Genomic DNA, 26,861 nt, shown 5'->3' with positions numbered 1-26,861 from the left:
ACCCGTCGGCTCGCGACGGCGATTCAACAAAACGCATCATGCGCAAGCGGAAGCCTGAAACTCAGCCGCGCCGCGCCGCCTTGATCGCGGCGACGTCGATCTTCTTCATGCCCATCATGGCCTCGAATGCCCGCTCTGCTTCATCGCCGCCGGCCGCCATCGCCTCCGTCAGCACGCGCGGCGTGATCTGCCAGGACAGGCCCCATTTGTCCTTGCACCAGCCGCACGCATTCTCCTGGCCGCCATTGCCGACAATGGCGTTCCACAGGCGGTCGGTCTCCTGCTGATCGTCGGTGGCGATCTGAAACGAGAAAGCCTCGTTATGCCTGAACGCGGGACCGCCGTTGAGGCCGATACAGGGCACGCCGGCAACGGTGAATTCTACCGTCAGCACGTCGCCTTTCTTTCCGGAAGGGTAGTCGCTGGGTGCGCGGTGGACGGCACCCACGGCGCTGTCGGGAAAGGTTTCGGCGTAGAAGCGCGCCGCAGCTTCCGCGTCCCCGTTGTACCACAGGCAGATCGTGTTCTTGGCCATTGCGCCTCCTTTGTCGGTCTTTTGACGTCCGCAGATCTTCGTCGTCCCCGCGCAGGCGAGGACCCATGCGCCGTGCCGTTGCTTGGTGGCACCGGGGACAAACGCATTGCGCCATCACCAGCGCGGTGGTCAGGGGTCCCCGCCTGCGCGGGGACGACTCGTAGAGGTTACTTTATCTTCTCATATGCCGCGGCGAAATCGGCAAGCGGCAGCGGCACCGTCAGGGTTTCCTTGTTCAGGTTCTGGAACGACACCTTCAACTGCTTGCCGGATTTCATCGCCGCCAGCAGCTCCGGCGCGATCGCCGTTCCGGCGTAGCAGCCGCGGGCTTCGCAGGTCTGGATTTGCAGGTCCGTGGTATTGCCGTCGTCGACCTGCAGCCTGGCGCCGTTCGGAATGTTCATCCCCAGCGGAAGCTGGATCAATGCCGACGGCGCATGGGTGTCGGCGGGGACGCGGATGTTGACGGCGATGACCAACTGACCGGTGCGCGACAGCACGGCGTTTTGCTCGATGGCGCATTCGAGCGGCGCGTCGCGGCTGGCGCTGCCGCATCGCGCGACCCAGCCGGGCGAGGGCGGGGTGGCCGTCGCCGCGCCGTTGGCGGTGTCGGCTGGAGCAGCCATGGACGGCGCCGGACCGGCCGGTGTCGGTTGCGGGGATTTGGCGGGACTCTTGGATTTGGCGGGCTGCTGCGCGTCGACGGCTCCGATCGGGCCGAACGCGACAATGGCGGCGGCGACAATCGCCGGCAGTGTGAAAGTTTTCATGGCCAAACCAGCATCTGACGATCGACCGGCCGGCCGACCTCAGCGATTGTTCAACAATTTGTCTGAAACACCAACACCTTAAATCAGGTCGGGACCGGTGGGTTCAATCTGCGGCGGGCCGCTATTCCGCGGCCTGCTTGACCGGGCCGTGCTCCGGCGCGAGCTGCCGGTTCTCGGCATCGGGCGAACGGCCCCAGCCGGAGATGAAATCGGACAGCCGGTCGAGATAGAGATAGATCACCGGCGTGGTGAACAGCGTCAGCGCCTGGCTGACGATCAGGCCGCCGACCATCGCATAGCCGAGCGGCTGCCGGATTTCCGATCCGGTGCCGGTTCCCAGCATCAGCGGTACGCCGCCGAGCAAAGCGGCCATCGTCGTCATCATGATCGGGCGAAATCGCAGGATCGCGGCTTTGCGGATCGCCTGCTCCGCCGGCAGATGCTCGTCGCGCTCCGCCGAGATCGCGAAATCGACCATCATGATGCCGTTCTTCTTGACGATGCCGATCAACAGAATGATGCCGATCAGCGCGATCAGGCTGAAGTCGTATCCGAACATCATCAGGATCGCGAGCGCGCCGACGCCGGCCGAGGGCAGCGTCGACAGAATCGTGAGCGGGTGAATGTAGCTTTCGTAGAGAATGCCGAGGATCAGATACACCACCACCAGCGCCGCCAGGATCAATAGCGGCACGGTGCCGAGCGACTGCTGGAACGCCTGCGCGGTGCCCTGGAAGCTGGAGTTCAGCGTCGACGGCGCGCCGAGTTCGACCATCGCACCCTGAATGGCCTCGGTTGCCTGCCCGAGGGCGACGCCCTGGGCCAGGTTGAAGCTGATGGTGATGGCCGGAAACTGGCCCTGATGGCTGATCGACAGCGGCCGCACCGGCACGCTGGTCCATTTCGCGAATGCCGACAGCGGCACCTGGTCGCCGGTCGTGGGCGACTTGATGTAGATCTTGTTCAGCGTGTCGAGGTTGCCCTGCAGTTCGGGCAGGATTTCCAGGATCACGTGATAGCTGTTGAGCTGCGTGAAATATTGCGTGACCTGACGCTGGCCGAACGCATCATACAGCGTGTCGTCGATCAGTTGCGGCTGGATGCCGAACCGCGACGCGGTATTGCGGTCGATGGTCAACGTCAGCGTGGTTCCCCTGGTCTGCTGGTCGGTGGCGACGTCGCGCAGTTGCGGCAGCGTCTGCAGCTTGCCCAGGATCTTCGGCGCCCATTCGTTCAATTCGGCAAGATTGGCGTCCTGCAGGGTGTATTCGAACTGCGTCCGCGTCGCCCGGCCGCCGAGCCGGACGTCCTGCGCCGCCTGCATGAACAGCCGCGCGCCCTGCACCTGTTCCAGCTTCGGCCGCAGCCGCGCGATGATCTGCTGCGCGGTGGCCTTGCGTTCGCTGCGCGGCTTCAAGGTGATGAACATGCGCCCGGTATTGAGCGCGCCGCCGCTGCCGCCGACCGACATCGCCGCGCTGGCGACATCAGGGTCGGCGCGCACGATCGCGCCGAGCTCTTCCTGATGGCGTTTCATGTCGGCAAAGGAAATATCCTGCGCGGCTTCGGAGCTCGCGGTGATCAGGCCGGTGTCCTGCTGCGGAAAGAAACCCTTCGGGATGATCACGAACAGATACACCGACAACGCCAGCGTCGCGAAGAAAATGCCGAGCGTGGTCAGGCGCCATTTCAGGGCGAGGTCGAGGCCGCGCTCATAGGCGTGCAGCATCGCCTCGAAACCGCGCTCGCTCCATTGGTAGAAACGGCCGTGTCTGGTTTCCTTGTGCGCGCGCAGGAAGCGCGAGGCCATCATCGGGGTCAGCGTCAGCGACACCACCAGCGACACGAAAATCGCCATCGTCAGCGTCACCGCGAATTCGCGGAACAGCCGCCCGATGATGCCGCCCATCAGCAGCAGCGGAATCAGCACCGCCACCAGCGACACGCTGATCGACACGATGGTGAACCCGATCTCGCCCGCGCCTTTCAGCGCCGCCGCCATCGGTTTTTCGCCCTCCTCGATATAGCGGGTGATGTTCTCCAGCATCACGATGGCATCGTCGACGACGAAGCCGACCGAAATCGTCAGCGCCATCAGCGAGAGGTTGTCGAGGGTGTAGCCGAACACCCACATCAGCGAGCACGCGCCGAGCAGCGCCAGCGGAACGGTGATGCTCGGGATGATCGTCGCCCACACGCTGCGCAGGAAGAGGAAGATCACCATGACCACGAGCGCGATGGTCAGCAGCAGCGTGAACTGGACGTCTTCCACGGCGGCGCGGATGGTCTGGGTGCGGTCGCTGATGATGTCGATCTTGATCGTCGGCGGGATCGCGGCGACCAGTCGCGGCAACTGCGCCTTGATCTTGTCGACGGTTTCGATGACGTTGGCGCCGGGCTGCTTGAAGATCACCAGGAACACGCCGCGCTTGCCGTTGGCCCAGGCGGCCTGCTTGGCGTCTTCGGGGCCGGAGACGGCCTGACCGATGTCGCTGATCCGCAACGGACCGCCGTTGCGGTAGGCGATGATGACGTCGTTCCAGTCCCTGGAGTCCGGCAACTGGTCGTTGGCGTAGATGGTGTAGCTTTTCTTGTCGCCGTCGATGTTGCCCTTCGGGCTGTCGACGGTGGTGGTCGCGACCACGGCGCGGACGTCTTCGAGCTGCAGGCCCTTTGCCACCAGCTTTGCGGGATCGATCTGGATGCGCACCGCGGGCTTCTGCTGACCGCCGATCGAAACCTGCGCCACGCCGGAAATCTGGCTGATCTGCTGCGCAAGCTGGGCATCGACGGCGTCGCTCACCGTGGTCAGCGGCAGCGTGTCCGAGGTCGCCGACAGCAGCAGGATCGGCGAGTCCGCCGGGTTGACCTTGCGATAGGTCGGCGGCGAGGGGAGATTCTTCGGCAACTGGCCGCCGGCGGCGTTGATCGCCGCCTGCACGTCGTTGGCGGCACCGTCGATGCTGCGGTTGAGGTCGAACTGGATGGTGACCGCGGTGGTGCCGAGCGAACTTGTCGACGTCATCTGGGCGACGCCGGGAATTTGCGCCAGTTGCCGTTCCAGCGGCTGCGCCACCGACGAGGCCATCGTCTCCGGGCTGCCGCCCGGCAAGGATGCCGCGACCTGGATGGTGGGGAAATCGACCTGCGGCAGCGGGGCCACCGGAAGCAGCGGGTAGGCCACGAGGCCGACGAACAGGATGCCGGCCATCAGCAACGACGTCGCAATCGGATAGCGGATGAAGGGCGAGGAGATGCTGGCGGGCGGGTTTTCGATCATGGCTCATTCGGCCTTGGCCGGAACGGGCGCCGCGTCCGAGGCCGCGACCTTGGTCGCCACCGTCGATCCCGGCTGCACCTTGAACTGCCCCGCCACGATGACGCGCTCGCCGGGCCTCAAGCCTTCGTCCACCACGGAACGGCCGTCGATCGATCTGGAAACCTTGATCTTGCGCAGCTCGGCCTTGTTGTCGCCATTGACGGCGAAGGCGTAAAGGCCGTCGACGCCGTGTTGAACCGCGTCGTCCGGAATCACCGTGGCGTCTTTCAAGGTTGTCACCAGCAGTCGCGTCGACACCGACTGGCCGGGCCACAGGGCGTGGTTCTTGTTGTCGAACACGGCCTTGAGGCGGATGGTGCCGCTTGAGGTGTCGACCTGGTTGTTGACGACCGACAGCGACCCTTCCGACAACTGCTTGGCGCCATCGGTGGTGAACGCCGTCACTTTCCGCGGCTGCGTTGCCTGCGCCTCGTTGATGTAGGGGAGCTGGGCTTCCGGCGCGGTGAAGATCACCGCGATAGGCTCGATCTGTGCGATGGTAACGATGCCGGTCTGGGTCGAGGCGTTGACGATGTTGCCGACATCGACCTGACGCAAGCCCGCGATACCGGAGATCGGCGCCTTGACGCTGGTGTAATCGAACTGGGTCTGCGCATTCGAGATGGCGGCGTCGTCGGCCGCGAGTTGGGCCGTCAGTTGGGCCACCGTGGAGCGTTGGGTATCGGTCTGCTGCCGGGTCGCGAATTCGCCAAGCTTGGTGTAGCGCTGCAGATCGAGGTTGGCATTGGCCAGACCGGCCTCGTCCTGCGCTTTTTTGGCCTTGGCTTGGTCGAGCGAGGCCTGGAACGGGCGGGGATCGATTTGCGCCAGCAGGTCGCCCTGTTTGACAAGATCGCCTTCCTTGAAGGCGATCTTGTCGATCTGGCCATCGACCCGGGTGCGCACGACCACGGTGTTGAAGCCCTGCACCGTGCCAAGCCCGGTCAGCAGCACGGGAAAGTCGGCTTTCTCGACGGCAGCGACAGTCACCGGGACAGCGTTCGGCGCGGCGGCCGGCTTTTGTGCATTATCCGCCCGGGTTGCCTGCTCGGGGCTGCCAAAGCGCTGCCAGCCGAGATAACCCGCCGCAACCAGGGCGGCGGCCAGCACCAAAAAACGGATCGTCCGCGACGTGGTCATGTGAACTCGGGGTTTCAAAAATAAGTAATGGTGTTCAAACCAGTTCCGGTACCGATATAATGTGCGTGCACTTAATGTGTACACACACTATCGTTTGAGAAGTGTGAAACTTTGGAAAGCTTTGAAGGCCTCGGAGCCGATGTCTTTCGATCTGAAACGGCAACTGGTCGCGCAACTGGTGGAAAGCTCGCGCCTGCTGCGCAACTACATCGATCATCGCGCCAAGGGCCGCGGCACCACCCGTGCGCAGTGGATCGTACTGTTCCGATTGCGGCAGCAGGAAGGTCTGTCCCAAGTCGATCTCGCCGATGTGCTCGAACTGCAACCGATTTCGCTGGTGCGGCTGCTCGATCGCCTCGTCGAGCATGGGCTGCTGGAACGGAGGCCCGATCCCAGGGACCGCAGGGCCAACCGGTTGTTCCTGACCGAGGCCGGGCGTCTGCTGGTCGACGATCTGGATTCCTTGCGTGATGCCATCGCCATCGACGTGCTGGGGGAAATTCCGGAGCCGGCGATCAAGACCAGTCTGGAAACGCTGCGGGATATCAAGGAACGGATCAAGACGGTCGGCGAGAGCGTCGACGTGGCGGCGAAATAAACGGACGAGGAATCCGAACCATGCTCGATGACAACCAGACAGCCGCCGCGGCAAAAACCCTGCACGATCACTGGCAGGCCGGCACCAAGCTGTGCAATCTCGACCCGGCGCTGCGCCCGCGGGACCGTGCCGAGGGTTATGCCATTCAGGCCGCGATGCAGAACTATGAAAGCCTGTTCGGCTGGAAAATCGCGGCCACCAGCGAAGCCGGCCAGAAGCACATCAATGTCGCCGGTCCCTTGGCCGGATGCATCTTTGCCGAGCGGGTCATCGAAGATGGCGGCACGGCGCCGATGGCGGGCAACGAGATGCGGGTAGGGGAGCCCGAATTTGCCTTTCGCATCGGACGCAGCCTGCCGCCGCGTCGCACTCCATACTCGGTCGGGGACGTTCTCGCCGCGGTCGATACGCTGCATCCGGCGATCGAACTGCCGGATTCCCGCTTTGCCGATTTTGCCGGAGCGGGCGAAGCGCAACTGATCGCCGACAATGCCTGCGCGCATTTGTTTGTGCTGGGAGCGCCGACGGCTGCGGACTGGCGCGCGGTCGATCTGGTTGAGCACAGGCCGGTGGTGACGCTGCGCGGCCGGCGTTATGTCGGCCATGGCAGAAACGTGCTCGGCGATCCACGTATTGCGCTGACCTGGCTTGCCAATGAACTGCGGCAACTGGACATCACGCTGAAAGCAGGCGAGGTGGTGACGACGGGCACCTGCCATCCGCCGCTGCCGATTCAATCGGGCGACCGCTTCGAAGTGGACTTCGGCGGTTTCGGCAAGGTCGCCGTCGCGCTGGACTAGCCGCGCTGCGTCCGGAGCACGAGTCGTATTCCGTGTCCGGTCGCAATGCAGCGCGTAACATTCGAACGCCCGCGTCGATTCCGCATCATCGCCCGGTTGCGTCGTTGCACGGCAATGTTGTAACGGAAGCGCGCGTCGCCAGTTCTTTGCGCGACGGCAAGCCAATCGGGGGCGCGCGATGGACGAATTCAATGGACGAATGATTGCCTGTCAGATTTTGATCACGGGCCTGATCGCGCGGGTCGCCAACAATTCGCCGAATCCCCTGACGTTTCTCACCGATTTTCGCGATGAGATCAAAGCGGTGGTAGGCGGGATCAATATCGCCGGAATGGAAAATTCGGACCGCGTGCGGCACACCGCGCAGCAGACCGTCGATGAATTGTTTTCGCTGATGAAGCCGCCGAGCACCGATTGATCCGCGCGTCGGCGACCGGAAGCGTTTAGAACCATTTCAATCTGTGGCTATAAAATCACGCCGAAACGTAATCGTTCGCGTGAACCGGGTGCATGATTTAGAATCTATATTAGAATCGTTTTGATCTGGACAGATTCAAATAACGCCGCGCCGATATTAGACCTATTCGCGTTGACCCGAATTTTCCTGCTGGATACCAAAACCCCTGGGACGCTCATTGCCGGTCGACCAGGGGTGAGCAAATTGGAAATCCAAAGGGGCGGATCATGGGCCAGGCGAAACTGCCGAGATCGTTGCGCTCAATCGCAGCAGCAGGTCAAGTTCAGGAACATTCGGAGAGCTATTCCGGCAAACGAGTTTCGGCGGTGGCCGGCTTGATCGCCGTCGCCTCGTTCTCCGGCGCCGAAGCGCAGCAATCGAACCTGCCGCCGGTGATGGTCGATGCTCCCGTCGCGCGCCCGCGCCCCGCCGCAACACGGCCTTCGGCGGATCAGGTGAGGGCGCGCAGTGCGCTGCGCCGCGCAGCGCGGCGCGCGCAACCGGCGCAAGTGGCAGCGGTGCCGTTTCCCAACGCCGCCGGCTTGCGCGCCGACCGCGATCCCTACGCCAACCCGTCGGCGCCCTATTTGGCCACCGGGGTACAGGCCTCCAGCAAGTTTCCGCAGCCGATCGCCAACACGCCGAAATCGATCACCGTCCTGACCAAGGACGTCCTGGAAGACAAGAACGCCACCACGCTGAAGCAGGCGCTGCTGAGCACGGCGGGGGTAACGCTGGGAACCGGCGAGGGCGGCAATGCCTTCGGCGACCGCTTCTTCATTCGCGGCTTCGACGCGCGCAACGACGTTTTCATCGATGGGGTGCGCGATCCCGGCGTCAGCGTCCGCGAAAATTTCTTCACCGAACAGGTCGAGATTTTGCGCGGGCCCGGCTCGTCCTTTGCCGGACGCGGCACCACCGGCGGCGCCATCAACATCGTCACCAAACAGGCCACCACCGCCGGCAATTTCTACAACATGGATACCACCTTCGGCACCGACATGACCAAGCGCATCGTGCTGGACGCCAACCAGGTGATCAGCCCGACGCTCGCAGTGCGCGCCGGCGGCCTGTTCCAGGAAGCCAATATAGCCGGCCGCGACCGCGTCAGGGACGACCGCAACGGCGGCTTCGGGGCGGTGGCCTGGACGCCATTCGACGCGGTGAAGGTGACGGCGAACTACATCCACACCAATTTGCACGGATTGCCGGACTTCGGCGTGCCGTATTACCGGCCCAGCACGGCGACCACCGCCGGCGGACCGTTCCCGGATTTCGGCGTCAACCGTGCAAATTTCTACGGCTTCCCCAACCGCGACTATTCCAACATCACGCAGGACATCGGGACCGTGAACGCCGAAGTCGTAATCAGTCCCGAACTGACCGTGAGCAACAAGACCAGGGTACAGCGCTCGGTGCTCGACTACGTCGGGACATTGCCGGAAGCGCCGGTCATCACCAATCCGAATCCGCTGCTGTGGACGCTCAGCGCCAATCCCCAAAGCCGCTACCAGACCACGGAGGTTGTCGCCAACCAGACCGAGGCGGCGTACAAATTCGACACCGGCCCGTTCAGGCACAACGCCGTCTCCGGCCTCGAAATTTCGCGTGAACACGTCAGCATCGACAGATATGCGGGGCTTAGTTCCGAAGCGTTGCCCGGCGGTTTCAGCGGTTCCGGTTCGCTCACCGGCGTGAACATATTCAACCCGCAGTTCACTGACCTTCCGTTCGGCACCAACCCGCAACTGACCGGGTTGCCGACCACCGTCTCGGTTGGTACGCAGAGTTTTTACGTCCTCGATACCGCCAATTACAACGACGTGCTGTTTCTGAACGGCGGCGTTCGCTTTGACAATTACGGCATCAATACCACCGGCTATGCAACCGTGAACGCCAAACCGAACACGTTCGGTTCACAGGCGGCGGAATTCAGGATGATCAATTACAACGGCGGCGTTGTGTACAAGCCGCTGCCTTGGGCCAGCGTCTACGCGGCCTATGCGACTTCATCGAATCCGGTCGGCGCGGAGTTCGACGGCACCGCCGCCCAATATGGCGGCCTGGCGCCGGTCCTGAACGGCAACCTGACCCAGATTTTCGGACCCGAGCAAAATCAGGCGGCGGAAGTCGGCACCAAGTTCGAACTGTTCGACAAGCGCCTGCTGGTCACGGCGGCGCTGTTCCAGACGGAAAAGGAAAACGCCCGCGAGTCGCGCAATGTCACCGCGGCAACGGCAACGGCAGCGTGTCCGTTTCCCGCTCCGGCACCGGTGGGCAACATCTCCTGCATCACGGCGGGCGCCGCTTATCGTATCCAAGGCATCGATCTCGGCGTCGCCGGCAAGATCACCGACAAATGGAGCCTCTTCGGCGGCCTTGTGCTGATGGATACGAAGGTTACGAAGTCGCTGATTCCGCCGGCGAACACCGCGCTGTATTCCACCAATGTCGGCCTGCCGCTGTCCAATGTCGCACATCAATCGTTCAGCCTGCTGACCAAGTACCAGGTCACCGACATCTGGGAAGTCGGCGGACAGGCGGTATATCGCTCGAAGATCTACGGCGGCACCTTCCTTGCCGCCAACCAGGGAACCCAGCTTCCGGGCTACTGGCGCTTCGACGCCTTCGCCGAAGCACAGATCGACAAGCACTGGAAGGTCAAGCTGTTCGTGAACAACGTCTTCAACAAGCTCTATTACGACGCGTTGTACCAGAGCGCCGCGCCGTTCGTTCTCGAAGCGCCGGGGCGCGCGGCTTATATTGTGTTGTCGGCAAGGTACTGATCGCTCCCTTTCCTCAGCAGGCGGGGCAGAGGCGACGACTGAAGCGGGGACGTTGAACTGAATGCTGATCTGCGTGCCCGACGTTCTGAGCAAGGCCGACGTGGCGGATTTCCGCCGCGTCATGGATGCCTGCGATTGGGAAGACGGCCGTTCCACCGCGGGCGCGCAGTCGGCGCTGGTGAAGAAGAACCAGCAGTTGCCGCCGGACGGCGAGGTGTCGCGGCAGCTCGGCAACCGCGTTGTTTCGGCGCTTACCGCCAGTCCGCGGTTCATCTCGGCCGCGATCCCGTTGCAGATATTTCCGCCGCTGTTCAACCGCTACGCGGCCGCGGACGGCCATCACTTCGGCCTCCACGTCGACAACGCGGTGCGCGGAGATCGTCTGACCGGCCTGCGCATCCGCACCGATCTGTCGGTGACGCTGTTTTTGTCCGAGCCGGACGAATATGACGGCGGCGAGCTGATGATCGAGGACAATTTTGGTTCCCATGAAATCAAGCTGCCGGCCGGCGATCTCGTACTTTATCCTGCGTCCAGTTTGCATCTGGTGACGCCGGTCACGCGAGGGTTACGCGTTGCGTCTTTTTTCTGGCTGCAGAGCATGGTACGGGATGCTCACGTCCGCAGCCTGATCTTCGATCTCGACACCGCCATTCAGGCCCTTGTGGAACGTCTCGGGCGAGATGACCCTGAAACGGTCAAATTGACCGGTATCTATCATAACCTCATCCGCATCTGGGCCGACGTATGAAACCGTCCTTTCGAGCCAACTACGGGGCGATCCTTGCACTCGCGACGTTGTCGCTCGCATCGCCCGTTCTTGCACAGCAGAAGGCGGCGCCTGCCCCGCAAACGCCGGCCCTGAATCAACCGGTGGTTCAAGCGCCGGCCGTTCAAGCCCCGGCTGTGCCGCCCCCGCAGGCTCCGGCGGCCAGTCAACCTGCGCCGACATCGCTTACGCCTGACGCCGCGGGCGGCGCGAGGTCCCTCAGGTCCGAGACGGCGGCGCTTCGCGAACTGTCGCCGTGGTCGATGTTCCAGTCCGCCGACGTCCTGGTCAAGGCGGTGATGATCGGCCTTGCATTCGCGTCGCTGCTGACCTGGACCATCTTCATCGCGAAAATGATCGAGCTTTCCATTGCGCGGCGCAAACTCAAGAGCGCGCTCAACAAGATCAGCGACTCCCGTTCGCTGGCGGAAGCCCAGTTCGCGCTCGGCGCAAAAGAGGGCGTGCTGTCGTCATTTCTTGCCGCCGCCATGCGCGAAGCGCGGCTGTCGGCGGGAATTTCGTCCGACAGCGGCATCAAGGAACGCGCGGCGTCGAGCTTTGCCGAGATCTTGCGCGCCGAGGCGCGCCGCATCCGGCTCGGCATGGGACTGCTCGCCACCATCGGCGCGACCTCGCCATTCGTCGGACTGTTCGGCACCGTGTGGGGCATCATGAACAGTTTTATCGGAATCTCGAAAGCGCAGACCACCAACCTCGCGGTGGTCGCACCCGGTATCGCCGAGGCGCTGCTCGCCACCGCGATCGGTCTGGTCGCGGCAATCCCCGCCGTCATCATCTACAATCACTTCGCGCGTGTGACCAAAACCTATCTCGAACAGGTCAGCCGCGCCTCCGGGTCCGCCGGACGGCTGTTGTCGCGCGACCTCGATCGCACCCATGGTAGTTCTCTTGGCGGCGTGCATGCGCGCGCGGCGGAGTAGGCGATGGGCGCATCGATCGCGGAAGGCGGGCTGGACGACGACGAGGAGTTCGCCGAAGCGCACGAAATCAACGTCACGCCGTTCATCGACGTGATGCTGGTGCTGCTGATCATCTTCATGGTGGCCGCGCCGCTGTCGACGGTCGATCTTCCGGTCGACCTGCCGTCCTCCACCGCGACGCCGCAGAAGAAGCCGGACAAGCCGACCTACGTCTCGATCAAGTCCGATCTTGCGGTCGCCATCGGCGAAACCATGGTCAAGCGCGTCGACCTCGTCCGCACCCTGGATTCGACCGCCGAAGCCGGCAAGGACCGCTTCATCTTCCTGCGCGCCGACCGCGCGGTGCCCTATGGCGAGATGATGGACGTGCTGGAAATTCTGCGCGCCGGAGGTTATTCCAAGATCAAGCTGGTGGCCCTGGAAGGCGTCGCGGACAGCGCGCCGCAGCCGCCAGCCGCCGAGAATCCGAAGCCTTGAATGGCGCTGAGCCCGGATGCCTGATTTCGACACCGAACAACAGCCGTCGCGGCGGCTCTGGATTTTCGCAGGCGTCGCGGCGCTTGCGCTGCATCTCGGCTGCGCGGCACTGGCGGTCGCCCATATGCAGACCGACGATCCCGACGATACGCTCGGCGCGCCGGCGATCGAGATCGGCCTGGAAATGATGGCGCCGCGTGTCGAGGTCACCGATCTGCCGCCGGGGCCGGATACCGATGCTTCGGTCGCGTCCCCGGCGCTTGCCGAGCAGCAGGCGGCGGTCAAGGACACCGAGCTTCCCAAGGACGTGCCGACCGAAACCGAAGATCCCGACCGCGTGGTGACGGCGAACGATTCTCCAAAACCGAAGGAGGAAGAGCCGGAAATCGCCGCGGTGCAGACCTCGGCCTCGACGGAATCGGTCGCGGCGGAAGCCACGGCAACGCCGAGTTCCGAGGCGATACCCGACGGTCCGCGCTCGGTCGCGCCGGCGGTGGGCAGCGGCGAGAGCATGCGCCGGCTCAAGGCGACCTGGCAGAAGGAACTGGTCGCTCATCTCGACAAGCACAAACGCTACCCTGCGCAGCGCCAGCAAAAGAGCGCCGAGATCGTGGTCTCCTTCGCGCTCGACCGCAGCGGCCACGTGCTCTCCACCAGCATCATGAAAGGTTCCGGCGATGCCGCGTTCGACGAGGCGGCGCTGGCCATGGTGCGCCGTTCCGACCCCGTGCCGCGGCCCCCGCCGCTGGTGGCCGACGAGGGTCTGACGTTTACGCTGCCGGTGATCTTTCGCGTGAAGGGGAGGAGCTGAGTCTTAGTTGGCTGAGTGAGTTACCTGGGCTGTTGCCTTCAAGCTGCTCGAGCAAGTCAGACCCGGCCTTAATTGTGATCGAAACCCAGCCCAATTAATGCGGCGATGGCGGTATACCAAATGGCCCTTTCATGGTCATGAAGATTCCAAACGCGAAACCCAGAAGTCCCAGCACTATCCAAAAACCGTATCTGGTCTTTTTCAACGTCTTGCTCTTGTTGCTGGCTCTGTAGAAAGTTGTCCAGTTCAGCTTGGGATACTTCGTCTCCAGCGCGACTAAATAGGTGTTGATCTTGTTGATTGTACTGTCGATTCCTAAAAAACGAACGAACCCGAGCAACGCGATCACGAACGGAAGCCATGCCGATACGGTGGCGACGATCTGCTGAGTCGCAGAAAAGGAAAAGACCGCCGTCGCGCCGGCTGCTCCAACCGCGTATACTTCGGTCTTCTCGATGATATCGATGTTCTTACTGATCAGGTCGCGGCAGGACTTATATTCTTCGATGAGTAATCTATCCTCAACACTTTCGTCACTCACGGCGCTATACCTTTCGGCTGCATCGTCTCTATATCATTGCGTCAGCGCCAGTAATACCGGAACCCGACATAGACGATGACAAGGCAGGCGAAGATCAGCGCTACGGGCAACCTCGACTTTACCGGCGCGCCGGCGGGTGCGGGCTTGGGCCGCGGCGCCGGCCGTTTGAAGGCCGTGACATTGTCCGTCACGTAATCGCTCGGGCCGGGCCGGACGTCCGGCGGCGCGCCGGCGCCGCCCATCTGCGTGTAGTAACTCTTGTAGAGCAGATTGATGGTGGCGTCGGTTGCCTGCGCTTCCGTCATGTCGTTGAGAAACGCCTTGTAGCGGAGCAGGAATCGCTGAGCTTCGACGGGCAGGGCGGAGGAGCCGTTCAGCTTCGCCATCATTTTCCAGGTCGCGAAATCGGCGCGGGCCTGGGTATCGGCGCGCCGTGCGATCATCTTATCCGGGGCTTTGATCAAGGCTGCCTCAAGTCGTTGATGTGCGGGGTCGCATGACGGCAGTCTTTCATTGCGCGAACTGTTTGTCTTCAATAAGTCGCGCGGCCGCCGGAAATATCGAACACGGCGCCGGTGGAAAACGCGCAATCCTCCGAGGCCAGCCATGCCACCATCGCCGCCAGTTCTTCCACCAGCACGAAGCGGCCCTTCGGAATCTTGGAGAGCATGAAGTCGATATGCTGCTGCGTCATCTGATCGAAGATCGCGGTTCTCGCCGCCGCCGGCGTCACGGCGTTGACCGCGATCTCGTGACCGGCGAGCTCCTTGCCGAGCGATTTGGTCAGCGCGATAAGCCCGGCCTTGGAGGCGGAATAATGCGCCGCGTTGGGGTTACCTTCCTTGCCGGCGATCGAGGCGATGTTGACGATGCGGCCGTAGTTCCGTTTCACCATTCCCGGCACCACCGCCTTGCAGCAGATGAACGGACCGTCGAGGTTGATGCGCAGCACCTTGCGCCATTCGTCGAGGTCGGTATCCCACACCGTCTTGTTGATTCCGGCGATGCCGGCATTGTTGACCAGGATGTCGATCTTGCCGAACGCGGCGAGCGTGGCGTCGCGCGCTTTCTCGACCGCGGCGAGATCGGAGACGTCGACGGCGAACGCGGTGACGCCGCCGCCGATTTCTTTGGCGGTTTTCTCCGCAAATGGCTGGTCGTGATCCCAGATCGCGACCCTGGCGCCGGAAGCCGCAAAACGCTCGGTAATCGCGCGGCCAAAGCCCTGCGCGCCGCCGGTGACGACGGCGCAGCGGCCGTTGAGATCGATGTTGTTCATGGTGGTCCTCTTTCTAAAAACGAAAATCTCATCGTCATTCCGGGATGCGCCTCTTGGCGCAGACCCGGAATCCATACTCACGACGGTGGTTATGGATTCCGGGCTCGCGACTTCGTCGCGCCCGCGAATGACGGTTGGTTACAGCGTCCAGCCGCCGTCGATGATGTGGGCGACGCCGGTGGTGAAGGCGCTCTCGTCGCTGGCGAGGTACACCGCGAGCGCGCCGATCTCGTCGGCGGTGCCGAGCCGCCCCATCGGCTGCCGGCTCACGAACATGTCGCGGCCGCCGGGCCCGGCGGCTTCGGCGCGGTTCAGCATCGACGGCGTCTCGATGGTGCCCGGGCAGATGGCGTTGCAGCGGATGCCCCGGGTGATGAAGTCGGTCGCCACCGCCCGGGTCAGTGCGGCGACGGCGGCCTTGGTGGCGCCGTAGACGTAGCGGTTGGGCGCTGCCTTGAACACGCCGGCAGCCGAGGAGATGTTGACGATCGAACCGCGGCCGGCCTCCAGCATGCCGGGCAGGAACGCCCGGATGGTCCGGTGCATCGACTTGACATTGAGGTCGAACGAGAAATCCCAGTCCGCGTCGGAGCATTCCAGCACGGTGCCGTGATGCACGAAGCCCGCGGCGTTGAGCAGGATGTCGATCTTGCCGACGCGCCGGGCCATCGCATCGACGGCGGCGCTGTCGCGCACGTCGAGTTTTGCCACCTCCGGCACGCCGTCGTTTTTCAGAAGCGCCAGCTTACCCTCGTCGATGTCGGTCGCAAACACCTCCGCGCCTTCGCGGGCAAAGGCCACCGCGCAGGCGCGGCCGATCCCGACCGCCGCCGCGGTCACGAATGCGCGTTTGCCTCTCAGGCGATCGGACATGGATTTCCTCCGTATGATTATTCCGTCATGGCCGGGCTTGTCCCGGCCATCCACGTCTTTCTTCGCAGGGTCGCCGGAGAAAGACGTGGATCCCCGGCACAGGGCCGGGCATGACGAAGGTAGGTGTCAATGATTATCCCGCGCCACCCCGACGGTGCCGGCGATGTTGCGGTAGCGCGTTGCGAGTTCGAGGCAGGCGCCGGTGGATTGCTGGCCGACGGTGTCGCGGTACAGTTCCTGCCAGGGGGTCTGGTTTTTCGGATACGGAAACCCGCCCATCGCCTTCAGCTCGGCGAAGCGCTGCTTCAGTTCGTCGGGCGAGATCAGGATGTTCGCGTCGCCCTTGTTGAGGTCGATGCGGACGCGGTCGCCGGTCTTGAGCACGGCAAGGCCGCCATTGGCCGCGGCCTCGGGCGAGGCGTTGAGGATCGACGGCGAGCCGGAGGTGCCGGATTGGCGACCGTCGCCGATGCAGGGCAGCGCGGTGATGCCTTTCTTGATCAGCGCCGCAGGCGGCTGCATGTTCACGACCTCGGCGCCGCCGGGATAGCCGATCGGCCCGACGCCGCGCACGAACAGCATGCAGTGCTCATCGATGTTCAGCGATTCATCGTCGATACGATGGTGATAATCTTCCGGTCCCTCGAACACGATGGCGCGGCCCTCGAAGGCTTCGGGGTCGTTCGGATTGGACAGATAGCGGTCGCGGAATTCCTTCGAGATCACGCTGGTCTTCATGATCGCCGAATCGAACAGATTGCCGCGCAGCACGATGAAGCCGGCATCCTTCACCAGCGGCTTGTCGTAGGTCCGGATCACGTCGCTGTCGGGAAGCGGCGCCTGCCGGCAGTTCTCGCCCATGGATTTGCCGTTGACGGTCAGCGCATCTTCATGGATGCGCTTGTGCTTGATCAATTCGCGTATCACGGCCGGCACGCCGCCGGCGCGGTGATATTCCTCGCCGAGATAGAAGCCTGCGGGCTGCATGTTGACCAGCAGCGGAACGTCATGGCCGACCGTCTGCCAGTCCTCGATCGACAGTTCGACGCCGACATGCCGCGCCAGCGCATTGATGTGGATCGGCGCGTTGGTGGAGCCGCCGATCGCCGAATTGACGACGATGCAGTTCTCGAACGCCTTGCGGGTCAGGAAGTCGGAGGGTTTCAGATCTTCCCACACCATCTCGACCGCGCGTTTTCCCGTCTCGTAGGCAATCTGGCCGCGCTCGCGATACGGCGCGGGGATCGCAGCGCAACCGGGCAGCGAAAAGCCCAGCGCTTCCGCCAGCGAATTCATGGTCGATGCCGTGCCCATGGTGTTGCAGTGGCCGACCGACGGCGCCGATGACGCCACGATATCCATGAATTCCTCATAGTCGATCCTGCCGGCGGCCATCTCTTCGCGCGACTTCCAGACCACGGTGCCCGAACCGGTGCGCTCGCCATTGTGCCAGCCGTTCAGCATCGGCCCGCCGGACAGGACGATGGCCGGAATATTGACGGTCGCCGCCGCCATCATGCAGGCGGGGGTGGTCTTGTCGCAGCCGGTGGTCAGCACCACGCCGTCCAGCGGATAGCCGAACAGGATTTCCACCAGCCCGAGATAAGCAAGGTTGCGGTCGAGCGCGGCGGTGGGGCGCTTGCCGGTTTCCTGAATGGGATGGGTCGGGAATTCCATGGCGATGCCGCCGGCCTCGCGGATGCCCTCGCGCACCCGATGGGCAAGTTCGAGGTGGTGGCGGTTGCACGGCGACAGGTCGTTGCCGGTCTGCGCGATGCCGATGATCGGCTTGCCGGACTGCAATTCGTGGCGGGTCAGCCCGTAGTTCAGGTAGCGCTCGAGATAAAGCGCGGTCATTCCGGGATTATGGGGGTTGTTGAACCATTCGCTGGATCGGAGCTTCCGCCTCGCGATACCGGTTATCGGCTTGTTCATTGTTTCTCCCGCAGCGCACGCGCCTTATTTGTGTGCGTAATGTTTTTGAGCCTTCGTCATGCCCCGCCTTGTGCCGGGCATCACGTTTTGCGGCGCCGACCAAGAAAGACGTGGATGGCCGGGACACGTCCGGCCATGACGGCTGTTTTTTGGTCGCGGCCGATGTTTGCATGCCGCCGCATGGTTCGCAACGTTGCAGCCAGCGGTAACCCCCTACGACTTTGATCCAACGACAATTTCGAAAAAGTCTGGTATGACCGCCGTCAAAATAGAAAAGGCCACGGCTGCTGCCGGATGGCTGCGAGCGTTTGGGAGGGACTGGTATGGCGTCAGTGCAGATTCACGACGTGCGGAAGTCATTTGGGGGCTTTGAGGTCCTGCACGGGGTCAGCGTTCCGATCGAGGACGGCGCGTTCGTCGTGCTGGTAGGTCCGTCCGGTTGCGGCAAGTCGACCTTGCTGCGGATGCTGGCGGGGCTGGAGAACATCACCTCCGGCACGATTTCGATCGGCGACCGCGTGGTCAACAACGTCCAGCCCAAAGAGCGCGACATCGCCATGGTGTTCCAGAATTATGCGCTCTATCCGCATATGACGGTGGCCGACAATATGGGATTTTCCTTAAAACTGCGCGGCGCGAGCAAGGAAGACATCGACAAGGGCGTCAGGCGCGCCGCCGAGATCCTGGCGCTGACGCCGCTGCTGGATCGCTATCCGCGGCAATTGTCGGGCGGCCAGCGCCAGCGCGTCGCCATGGGCCGCGCCATCGTCCGCGATCCGCAGGTGTTCCTGTTCGACGAGCCGCTGTCCAACCTCGACGCCAAGCTGCGCGTCGCGATGCGCACCGAGATCAAGGAACTGCACCAGCGGCTGAAGACCACCACGGTCTACGTTACCCACGACCAGATCGAGGCCATGACCATGGCCGACAAGATCGTGGTCATGCATGACGGCATCGTCGAGCAGATCGGCACGCCGCTCGAACTCTACGACCGGCCGGACAATCAGTTCGTCGCCGGCTTCATCGGTTCGCCGGCGATGAATTTCCTGCATGGCAAGGTCAAGGTGAACGGATCGGCCGTCTTCGAAGGGCCCAACGGGGTCAAGCTGCCGCTGCCCGGCGCGCCGCCCCATTCAGACGGCAAGCCCGTGGTGTACGGCGTCCGGCCCGAGCATTTCACCATCGCCGATGACGGCGCGGAAGCCGAGATCGTGGTGGTGGAGCCGACCGGATCGGAAACCCAGGTCTTTGCCAAGCTCGGCGGCGAGCAGGTCGTCGCGGTGTTCCGCGAACGTCATCAATTCAATCCGGGCGACAAGGTCCGGCTTAAACCAGATCCCGCGCTGGTGCATCTGTTCGACGGCGCCACCGGGAAGCGTTTGTGATTTTTTTAGAAGAAGCATTGGTCGATAAAACAGCCAATCAACAGTGGAGAAAAACGCAAGATGACTGACTTTACACCGGATCGGCGCTCGTTGCTCAAGGGCGGCGCTGTCACGATGGCCGCCGCGGCGACGATGTCGGCCGATCAGTTGCTGAACTATGCGACGGCCTGGGCGCAGGCCTCGCAGTGGAAGCCCGAAAAAGGCGCCAAGATCAACCTGCTGCGCTGGAAGCGATTCGTCGAGGCCGAAGATGCCGCCTTCATGAAAATGGTCGAAGCCTTCCAGAAGGCGACCGGTGTCACCGTGACGGTTTCCAACGAATCCTTCGACGATCTGCAGCCCAAGGCATCGGTTGCCGCCAACACCGGGCAGGGCCTCGATATGGTGTGGGGCCTTTATTCGCTGCCGCATTTGCTGTCGACCAAAGTCACCGACGTCGCTGACGTCGCGAATTATCTTGGCGGCAAGTATGGCGGCTGGACCAAGTCGGCCGAGGACTACTGCAAGGTCGGCAATAAGTGGGTCGGCATTCCCATCGCAGCCACCGGGGGGCTTCTCAACTATCGCATCGCCGCCTGTGAAAAAGCCGGGTTCAAGGAGTTCCCGAAAGACACCGCGGGCATGCTTGAAATGTTCAAGGGACTGAACAAGAACGGCACTCCCGGCGGCATGGCGCTGGGCCACGCCTCGGGCGACGCGAACGGCTGGCTGTACTGGGCGCTGTGGGCGTTCGGCGGCAATCTTGTCGATGCCAACGACAAGGTCGTCATCAATTCTCCTGAAACCGCGGCATCGCTTGAATACATCAAGCAGCTTTACGCCACTTTCATTCCAGGCACGGTCTCGTGGAACGACAGCTCGAACAACAAGGCTTTCCTTGCCGGTCAGCTCCATTGCACCAACAATGGTATCTCGATCTACGTCGCGGCCAAGAAGGAGAACCCGGCCATTGCCGAAGATATGAACCACGCCTACCTGCCGGTCGGGCCGCTCGGCAAGCCGGCCGAACTGCATCTTGCATTCCCGATGTTGATCTTCAATTTCACGAAGTCGCCGCAGGCGTGCAAGGCTCTCACCGCGTTCATGCTTGAAGCGGATCAGTTCAATCCGTGGATCGAGGGCGCGCAGGGCTACCTCTCGCACTTCCTCAACGCCTACGACAACAACCCGATCTGGACCGCGGATCCCAAGACCACGCCGTATCGCGACGTCGCCAAGCGGGCGCGGACGCCCGCCGGTCTCGGAACGCTGGGCGAAAACGCGGCGGCGGCGATTGCCGACTTCATCGTGGTCGACATGTTCGCCAACTATTGCACGGGCCGCGAAGACGTTAAGGGCGCGATGGCTTCGGCGGAGCGCCAGGCCAAGCGTCTGTACCGCTCGTAAGCGACACCTGCTGGCGCGGGTCTTTCCCGCGCCAGCTCTTTTGAATTTCGGAGCGGAAACCAAATGAGCTCGATTCCGGCGACTGCGGATATTCCGCGCAGGGCGATCCAGGAGTATTCCTTCTGGCAGCGTCTGCGCCTGAACAACGACTGGGTTTCGTTCTGGTTCATGGTACCGGCCGGAGCATTCCTCCTCCTTTTCCTGGCCTATCCGCTCGGGCTCGGCGTCTGGATGAGTTTCACCGATGCCCGTATCGGCCGCGACGGTGTCTTCATCGGCACGGAAAACTACCAATGGCTGTGGGACGACGCCGTTTTCTGGCTCTCGGTTTTCAACACGCTGGTCTACACGGTCGTCGCAAGCGCCATTAAATTCGCGATAGGGCTGTATCTGGCGCTGCTGCTCAATCGCAGCATGCCGTTCAAGGCGCTGATCCGCGCGGCGATCCTGGTTCCGTTCATTGTGCCGACGGTGTTGTCCGCGATCGCGTTCTGGTGGATCTACGACGCGCAGTTCTCCATCATCTCATGGTCGCTGATGAAGCTCGGCCTGATCGACCGGTACATCAATTTTCTCGGCGACACCACGCTGGCCCGGGCGAGCGTTATTTTCGCCAATATCTGGCGCGGCGTTCCGTTCGTCGCGATCACCCTGCTCGCCGGCCTGCAGACGGTGTCGCCGTCGCTGTACGAAGCCGCGACCCTCGATGGCGCCACCAATTGGCAGCGCTTCCGTTTCATCACCTATCCGTTGCTGACGCCGATCATCGCGGTGGTGATGACGTTCTCGGTGTTGTTCACGTTCACCGACTTCCAGCTGATCTGGGCGTTGACGCGCGGCGGACCGGTCAATTCCACGCATTTGATGGCGACGCTGAGTTACCAGCGCGGAATTCTCAGCGGGCGGCTCGGCGAGGGCGCGGCGATCGCCACGGCGATGATCCCGTTCCTGCTGGCCGCCATTACGATTTCCTGGTTCGGAATGCAGCGCCGGAAGTGGCAGCAAGGTTCAGACAAATGACGGATTCCGCTGCGTCCAGCAAACTCGCGGTCGTCGCGACCGCGGCCAACGACGACAATAGCGACGGCATGAGCTATCTCGAATCGCTGCCCCGGCGGCTGGTCACGCTGTATTTTCCGCTGTTCGTGATCGTGGTCGTATTGCTGTTTCCGTTTTACTGGATGGGCCTGACATCGATCAAGCCGGATGAGCAGCTGATCGACATGGAGAAATACAACCCGTTCTGGGTCGTCCATCCCACATTCAAGCACATCAGCAAGCTGCTGTTCGAGACTGAATATCCGCGCTGGCTCTGGAACACGATGTATGTCGCGGCGGCCTCAACCGCGTTGTCGATCACCGCAAGCGTGCTTGCAGCCTACGCGATCGTGCGGCTGCGGTTCAGGGGAGCCGAGGTGGTCGGCGTCACGATCTTCATGGCTTATCTGGTGCCGCCGTCGATCCTTTTCATTCCGCTGGCGTCGGTGATCCAGGCCTACGGCCTGTTCGACTCGCCGATCGCGCTGATTCTCGTCTATCCCACGCTTCTGATCCCGTTTTCGACGTGGCTGCTGATGGGATACTTCAAGACGATTCCGTTCGAACTGGAGGAATGCGCGCTGATCGACGGTGCGACCCGTTGGCAGATACTGACCCGCATCGTGCTGCCGCTCGCCGTTCCCGGCCTGATTTCCGCATTCATCTTCTCATTCACGATTTGCTGGAACGAGTTCATCTACGCGCTGACCTTCCTGCAATCGACGCAGAACAAGACGGTGCCGGTAGCGATCGTCAATGAGTTTGTCGATGGCGACATCTACAAGTGGGGATCGCTGATGGCCGGCGCGCTGGTCGGTTCGCTGCCGCTGGTCATTCTCTACGCGTTCTTCGTCGAGCATTATGTGTCGGCGATGACCGGCGCGGTGAAGGAGTAGCACACCGTCATTCCGGGATGCGCCGCTTGGGGCGCAGGCCCGGAAATCCATAACCGCCGATCGTGGGTATGGATTCCGGGCTCGCTCCCTTCGGTCGCGCCCCGGAATGACGACGATCAACAAAAAGAAAAGGAACGTCCCCCTTGCACATCCTCATTCTCGGCGCGGCCGGTATGGTCGGGCGCAAACTGACCGAACGCCTGCTGCGCGACGGCCGTCTTGGCAGCAACGACATCACGCGGATGACGCTTCAGGACGTGGTGGAACCGGCGAAGCCCGCCAATGCCGGCTTCCCGGCGGAGACGATTGCCGGCGATTTTGCCGTGGCGGGCTTTGCGGAAAAACTGGTCTCCGCCCGGCCCGATGTGATCTTTCACCTGGCGGCGATCGTCTCCGGCGAGGCCGAGCTCGATTTCGACAAGGGCTATCGCATCAATCTCGACGGCACGCGGATGCTGCTCGACGCCATCAGGCTGATCGGCGGCGGCTACAAGCCGCGGGTGGTGTTCACGTCGTCGATCGCGGTGTTCGGCGCGCCGTTCCCCGACGCGATCGGCGACGAGTTCTTCCACACCCCGCTGCTCAGCTACGGCACCCAGAAGGCGATCGGCGAACTGCTGCTGGCCGACTATTCGCGCCGCGGGTTCATGGACGGTATTGGCATCCGGCTGCCGACCATCTGCATCCGTCCCGGGCTGCCCAACAAGGCGGCATCCGGATTCTTCTCCAACATCCTGCGCGAACCGCTCGCCGGCAAGGAGGCCGTGCTGCCGGTATCCGAGGAGGTCCGGCACTGGCATGCCTCGCCGCGTTCGGCGGTCGGCTTCCTGATCCACGCTGCGACCATGGACAGTACAACCGCGGGCGCGCGCCGCAATCTCACCATGCCCGGCCTGTCGGCCACCGTCGGCGAAGAGATCGCGGCCTTGAAACGGGTGGCCGGAGACAGGGTGGCCGCACGGATCAGGCGGGAACCCGACGCTTTCATCATGGGGATTGTCGACGGCTGGCCGCGGAACTTCGATGCCAGCCGGGCTCAAAAACTCGGCTTTACCACCGCGGAAAAGACTTTCGATGATATCATTCGTATCCATATAGAGGACGAACTCGGCGGCAGTTTCGTCGCATAACATGCAGTGTCGTCTCCGCGAAGGCGGGGACCCATAACCCCTGGCGTTCGTGATACAGAAGGCCTTGGCCCAGCGCCTAAACGGGACGACACGGCGTATGGATTCCCCGCCTTCGCGGGGACGACAAAGGGAGAACAACCATGACAGCCAGCATCGTCGGATGGGCGCACACGCCATTCGGAAAGTTCGACACCGAGACTGTCGAGAGTCTTGTGGTCAAGGTTGCGACGGAGGCGCTTGACGATGCCGGCATTTCGGCTGACGACGTTGACGAGATCGTGCTTGGGCATTTCAACGCCGGCTTTTCGCCGCAGGATTTTACCGCCTCGTTGGTGCTGCAGGCCGATCCGCGCTTGCGGTTCAAGCCGGCGACGCGGGTCGAGAACGCCTGCGCCACCGGGTCGGCGGCGGTGCATCAGGGCGTCCGCGCGATCGAGGCGGGCGCCGCAAAGATCGTGCTGGTGGTAGGCGTCGAGCAGATGACGCGCACGCCGGGACCGGAGATCGGCCGCAACCTGCTGCGCGCGTCGTATCTGCCCGAGGACGGCGACACCCCCGGCGGCTTTGCCGGCGTGTTCGGCAAGATCGCGCAGGCCTATTTCCAGAAATATGGCGACCAGTCCGATGCGCTGGCGATGATCGCCGCCAAGAACCACAAGAACGGCGTCGCCAATCCCTATGCCCAGATGCGCAAGGACTTCGGCTACGAGTTCTGCCGTTCGGAAAGCGAGAAGAATCCGTTCGTCGCCGGCCCGCTGAAACGGACTGACTGCTCGCTGGTCTCCGACGGCGCCGCCGCGCTGGTGCTGACGGATTCGGAAACCGCCAGGAGCATGGGCAAGGCGGTCGACATCAAGGCCACCGCGCACGCGCAGGACTTCCTGCCGATGTCCAAGCGCGACATCCTGCAGTTCGAAGGCTGCACCGTGGCCTGGCAGCGCGCGCTGCAGAAGGCCGGCGTGACGCTCTCCGACTTGTCCTTTGTCGAAACCCACGACTGTTTCACCGTCGCCGAACTGATCGAGTATGAGGCGATGGGGCTGACGCCGAGGGGGCAGGGCGCGCGGGCGATCAAGGAGGGCTGGACGCAAAAGGACGGCAGGCTGCCGATCAATCCGTCCGGCGGCCTGAAGGCCAAAGGCCATCCGATCGGCGCCACCGGCGTCTCCATGCACGTGCTGACCGCGATGCAGTTGCTCGGGCAGGCGCCGGAGGGCATGCAGATCAAGGACGCGAAACTCGGCGGCATCTTCAATATGGGCGGCGCTGCGGTGGCCAATTATGTCTCGCTGCTGGAGCCCGCGAAGTAAGCGATGAACGTTGCCGAATGGCTGGCGGCGACTGCGCGGCTGCGCCCGCATTCGCCGGCGCTGCTTACCGGCTTCGATCTCGATGCCGACTATGCCACCTTTGCGCGGCATGCCGCCGCCATCGGCGCGGCGCTGTCGCGCGATTTCGGTATCCGGCCCGGCGACCGCGTCGGCCTGTTCGCCACCAATTGCACGCAGTATCTCGAATGTCTCTACGGCATCTGGTGGATCGGCGCCGCCGCGATACCCATCAACGCAAAACTGCATGGCCGCGAAGCGGCGTGGATTTGCTCCGACGCCGGCGCGAAGCTGACATTCGTGTCCGACGACACGATCCAAGTCCTGGCTGAAGCCGCATCCGATCTGCCGGCGTCGATGCAGACGCTGTCGATGGACAGCGCTGCGTATCGCAGGCTGCGTGAGGGCGAGGGCGCCCCGACGCCGCTGGCGCGGGAGACCGACGATCTGGCCTGGCTGTTCTACACCTCCGGCACCACCGGCCGGCCGAAGGGCGTCATGCTCAGTCACGGCAATCTGGTGGCGGCGACACTGTGCTACATGGTCGATGTCGATGCTGCGACGCCGGACGACGTTTCGCTGTATGCCGCGCCGATTTCGCACGGCGCGGGCCTCTATCATCTGCCGCATGTCCGCATGGGCGGACGCCACGTCATCCCCGAATCCGGCGGCTTCGATCCCGATGAGGTGCTTAACATCGGCAGGCAGCTCGGCAATGTCGTGATGTTTGCCGCCCCCACCATGGTGCGGCGGCTGGTCGATGCCGCAAAGAAACGCGGCGACAATGGCGAGGGGCTGCGCACTGTCATTTATGGCGGCGGGCCGATGTATCTTGCCGATATCACCGACGCCATCGCCACCATGGGCCAGCGCTTTGTTCAGATCTACGGCCAGGGTGAATCGCCGATGTGCATCACATCGCTTGGCCGCCACTGGCACGCGGACACCCGGCATCCGCGCTATCTCGAGCGGCTGGCATCCGCCGGTCCGGCGCAGAGCGTGATGGAGGTTCGCATCACCGGCCCCGACGGCAGGGCGTTGCCGGCGGGCGAAACCGGCGAGATCGAAGCCAAGGGCGCGGCCGTGATGCTCGGCTACTGGAATAACCCGAGCGCCAACGCCGAGACGCTGAAAGACGGCTGGCTGCGCACGGGCGATGTCGGACGGCTCGACGAGGATGGATTTCTCACCCTGTCGGATCGCTCCAAGGACGTGATCATTTCCGGCGGCACCAACATCTACCCGCGCGAAGTCGAGGAGGCGCTGCTGACGCACGCCGACGTGCGCGAGGTGTCGGCGATCGGCGTGCCCGATCCGGACTGGGGCGAGATCGTGGTCGCATGCGTGGTGCTGGAGCAGGGCGCCGCTGCCGACGACGGAAAACTCGACGCGCATTGCCTGACGTCGATCGCTCGCTTCAAGCGGCCGAAACGCTACGTCTATCTGGATGCGTTGCCGAAGAACAATTACGGCAAGGTGCTGAAGACCGAGCTGCGCAAGATGATGGGGAGGTAAGGTCTCGTGTCCCGGGCGCGATGCGGCATTTCTTCATGCCGCTTCGCAGAACCGGGACCCACTGGGACGCATATGCCCGTCGAGCATACCGGCCCCGGCTCTGCAGCGCACCGCTACGCAGGAGCTACGCGCTGCGCTGCGTCCGGGGCACG

General features: G+C 63.1%; 24 protein-coding genes. 15 read left to right on the top strand and 9 right to left on the bottom strand.

Annotated features, from left to right (window positions below):
• Positions 1-61: 61 nt before the first annotated feature.
• From ACFE72_RS00490 to ACFE72_RS00475, 4 genes are all read right to left on the bottom strand, one after another.
• A complete protein-coding gene (locus ACFE72_RS00490; RefSeq protein ID WP_375411082.1) occupies positions 62-535 on the bottom strand; it encodes a VOC family protein in 474 nt (157 codons plus the stop codon).
• Between the two features lie 167 nt (positions 536-702).
• Positions 703-1,305 (bottom strand): invasion associated locus B family protein, encoded by a 603-nt coding sequence (locus ACFE72_RS00485; RefSeq protein WP_375411081.1) that lies wholly within the window; start codon positions 1,303-1,305, stop codon positions 703-705.
• A gap of 121 nt (positions 1,306-1,426) precedes the next feature.
• On the bottom strand, positions 1,427-4,585 hold the full coding sequence (locus ACFE72_RS00480; protein WP_375411080.1) for a multidrug efflux RND transporter permease subunit: 3,159 nt from the start codon (positions 4,583-4,585) through the stop codon (positions 1,427-1,429).
• A 3-nt stretch (positions 4,586-4,588) separates the two neighbouring features.
• Positions 4,589-5,764, bottom strand: coding sequence for an efflux RND transporter periplasmic adaptor subunit (locus tag ACFE72_RS00475; protein ID WP_375411079.1), 1,176 nt, complete (start codon positions 5,762-5,764; stop codon positions 4,589-4,591).
• 139 nt (positions 5,765-5,903) lie between these two features.
• Between ACFE72_RS00475 and ACFE72_RS00470 the strand changes: the two genes are divergently transcribed.
• From ACFE72_RS00470 to ACFE72_RS00435, 8 genes are all read left to right on the top strand, one after another.
• Positions 5,904-6,362 (top strand): MarR family winged helix-turn-helix transcriptional regulator, encoded by a 459-nt coding sequence (locus ACFE72_RS00470; protein ID WP_375411078.1) that lies wholly within the window; start codon positions 5,904-5,906, stop codon positions 6,360-6,362.
• Positions 6,363-6,382: 20 nt separating this feature from the next.
• Positions 6,383-7,162 (top strand): 2-keto-4-pentenoate hydratase, encoded by a 780-nt coding sequence (locus tag ACFE72_RS00465; protein ID WP_375411077.1) that lies wholly within the window; start codon positions 6,383-6,385, stop codon positions 7,160-7,162.
• A 178-nt stretch (positions 7,163-7,340) separates the two neighbouring features.
• Entirely contained in the window at positions 7,341-7,580 is a 240-nt protein-coding gene (locus tag ACFE72_RS00460) for a hypothetical protein (protein ID WP_375411076.1), read from the top strand.
• Between the two features lie 266 nt (positions 7,581-7,846).
• Positions 7,847-10,405 carry a TonB-dependent receptor gene (locus ACFE72_RS00455; protein WP_375411075.1) on the top strand — a complete coding sequence of 853 codons (2,559 nt, stop codon included), beginning with the start codon at positions 7,847-7,849 and terminating at the stop codon, positions 10,403-10,405.
• Positions 10,406-10,466: 61 nt separating this feature from the next.
• Positions 10,467-11,156, top strand: a complete 690-nt coding sequence (locus ACFE72_RS00450; protein WP_375411074.1) for a Fe2+-dependent dioxygenase — start codon at positions 10,467-10,469, stop codon at positions 11,154-11,156.
• Complete coding sequence (gene exbB, locus ACFE72_RS00445) at positions 11,153-12,115, top strand: tonB-system energizer ExbB (RefSeq protein ID WP_375411073.1); 963 nt, start codon at positions 11,153-11,155, stop codon at positions 12,113-12,115. Before ACFE72_RS00450 ends, exbB begins: the two co-directional genes overlap by 4 nt.
• Before the next feature lie 3 nt (positions 12,116-12,118).
• Entirely contained in the window at positions 12,119-12,592 is a 474-nt protein-coding gene (exbD, locus tag ACFE72_RS00440) for a TonB system transport protein ExbD (protein WP_375411072.1), read from the top strand.
• Positions 12,593-12,608: 16 nt separating this feature from the next.
• The gene (locus ACFE72_RS00435) at positions 12,609-13,403 is read left to right on the top strand and encodes an energy transducer TonB (protein ID WP_375411071.1); all 795 of its coding nucleotides are present in this window, start codon (positions 12,609-12,611) and stop codon (positions 13,401-13,403) included.
• Between the two features lie 94 nt (positions 13,404-13,497).
• Here ACFE72_RS00435 and ACFE72_RS00430 read toward each other — a convergent pair whose 3' ends face one another.
• The 5 genes from ACFE72_RS00430 to ACFE72_RS00410 form a co-directional block, all read right to left on the bottom strand.
• The gene (locus ACFE72_RS00430) at positions 13,498-13,944 is read right to left on the bottom strand and encodes a hypothetical protein (RefSeq protein WP_375411070.1); all 447 of its coding nucleotides are present in this window, start codon (positions 13,942-13,944) and stop codon (positions 13,498-13,500) included.
• Positions 13,945-13,985: 41 nt separating this feature from the next.
• Positions 13,986-14,408 carry a hypothetical protein gene (locus ACFE72_RS00425; RefSeq protein ID WP_375411069.1) on the bottom strand — a complete coding sequence of 141 codons (423 nt, stop codon included), beginning with the start codon at positions 14,406-14,408 and terminating at the stop codon, positions 13,986-13,988.
• A gap of 68 nt (positions 14,409-14,476) precedes the next feature.
• Positions 14,477-15,223, bottom strand: coding sequence for an SDR family NAD(P)-dependent oxidoreductase (locus ACFE72_RS00420; RefSeq protein ID WP_375411068.1), 747 nt, complete (start codon positions 15,221-15,223; stop codon positions 14,477-14,479).
• A 138-nt stretch (positions 15,224-15,361) separates the two neighbouring features.
• Positions 15,362-16,096, bottom strand: coding sequence for an SDR family oxidoreductase (locus ACFE72_RS00415; protein WP_375411067.1), 735 nt, complete (start codon positions 16,094-16,096; stop codon positions 15,362-15,364).
• Between the two features lie 126 nt (positions 16,097-16,222).
• The gene (locus ACFE72_RS00410; RefSeq protein ID WP_375411066.1) at positions 16,223-18,031 is read right to left on the bottom strand and encodes an IlvD/Edd family dehydratase; all 1,809 of its coding nucleotides are present in this window, start codon (positions 18,029-18,031) and stop codon (positions 16,223-16,225) included.
• Between the two features lie 323 nt (positions 18,032-18,354).
• Here ACFE72_RS00410 and ACFE72_RS00405 point away from each other — a divergent pair, with 323 nt between their 5' ends.
• The 7 genes from ACFE72_RS00405 (at position 18,355) to ACFE72_RS00375 (ending at position 26,709) form a co-directional block, all read left to right on the top strand.
• On the top strand, positions 18,355-19,416 hold the full coding sequence (locus tag ACFE72_RS00405) for an ABC transporter ATP-binding protein (RefSeq protein WP_375411065.1): 1,062 nt from the start codon (positions 18,355-18,357) through the stop codon (positions 19,414-19,416).
• 60 nt (positions 19,417-19,476) lie between these two features.
• A complete protein-coding gene (locus ACFE72_RS00400; RefSeq protein ID WP_375411064.1) occupies positions 19,477-20,802 on the top strand; it encodes an ABC transporter substrate-binding protein in 1,326 nt (441 codons plus the stop codon).
• Positions 20,803-20,865: 63 nt separating this feature from the next.
• Positions 20,866-21,822 carry a carbohydrate ABC transporter permease gene (locus ACFE72_RS00395; RefSeq protein WP_375411063.1) on the top strand — a complete coding sequence of 319 codons (957 nt, stop codon included), beginning with the start codon at positions 20,866-20,868 and terminating at the stop codon, positions 21,820-21,822.
• Positions 21,819-22,736, top strand: coding sequence for a carbohydrate ABC transporter permease (locus ACFE72_RS00390; protein WP_375411062.1), 918 nt, complete (start codon positions 21,819-21,821; stop codon positions 22,734-22,736). The genes ACFE72_RS00395 and ACFE72_RS00390 overlap by 4 nt, the downstream gene beginning before the upstream one ends.
• Positions 22,737-22,879: 143 nt before the next feature.
• The gene (denD, locus tag ACFE72_RS00385; protein WP_375411061.1) at positions 22,880-23,866 is read left to right on the top strand and encodes a D-erythronate dehydrogenase; all 987 of its coding nucleotides are present in this window, start codon (positions 22,880-22,882) and stop codon (positions 23,864-23,866) included.
• A 140-nt stretch (positions 23,867-24,006) separates the two neighbouring features.
• The gene (locus tag ACFE72_RS00380) at positions 24,007-25,176 is read left to right on the top strand and encodes an acetyl-CoA acetyltransferase (protein WP_375411060.1); all 1,170 of its coding nucleotides are present in this window, start codon (positions 24,007-24,009) and stop codon (positions 25,174-25,176) included.
• A gap of 3 nt (positions 25,177-25,179) precedes the next feature.
• Positions 25,180-26,709, top strand: coding sequence for a class I adenylate-forming enzyme family protein (locus ACFE72_RS00375; RefSeq protein WP_375411059.1), 1,530 nt, complete (start codon positions 25,180-25,182; stop codon positions 26,707-26,709).
• Positions 26,710-26,861 lie beyond the last annotated feature (152 nt).

Source organism: uncultured Bradyrhizobium sp. (genome assembly GCF_964252615.1).
Classification (GTDB): domain Bacteria; phylum Pseudomonadota; class Alphaproteobacteria; order Rhizobiales; family Xanthobacteraceae; genus Bradyrhizobium.
The sequence above is the reverse complement of the archived record's forward strand: the minus strand, read 5'-3'. Positions and strand labels throughout refer to the sequence as shown.